This window comes from Streptomyces sp. WM6386, assembly GCF_000972385.1.
Taxonomy (GTDB): domain Bacteria; phylum Actinomycetota; class Actinomycetes; order Streptomycetales; family Streptomycetaceae; genus Streptomyces.
Genome location: NZ_JXTE01000649.1, coordinates 1 through 358, shown reverse-complemented (window position 1 = coordinate 358; position 358 = coordinate 1). Strand labels below are relative to the sequence as shown.

Here is a 358-nt window from a genome sequence, read left to right as displayed (position 1 = left end):
TCCGGGGCCGAAAGCCTCGGCGAAATGGCTGACCGGATCGGTCGTCCACCCGCCCGCGCACACCGTCGCCGCCGCTTTCGACCAGGCCGAAGCCCGCGATCCCGGCCACGTCCGCACCTGGGTCGTGCTTGTCGACGGCGCCCGTCACCAGCTCGACCTGATCCATGCCGAAGCCGACCGGCGCCGCATCCGAGTGCGCGTTCTGCTCGACATCGTGCACGTCAGTGAGTACTTATGGACCGCGGCGCACGCCTTCTACCCGTCCGGCACCGCCGAGGCCGAAGCCTGGGTCGCCGGCCACCTGATCACCATCCTGCACGGCCAGGCCGCCCGCTCCGCCGCCGAGATCACCGCGCAG

General features: G+C 71.2%; 1 pseudogene. It reads left to right on the top strand.

What is annotated here, in order from left to right:
- Nucleotides 1-358, top strand: a pseudogene (locus TN53_RS47720) (ISKra4 family transposase); the annotation flags it as partial.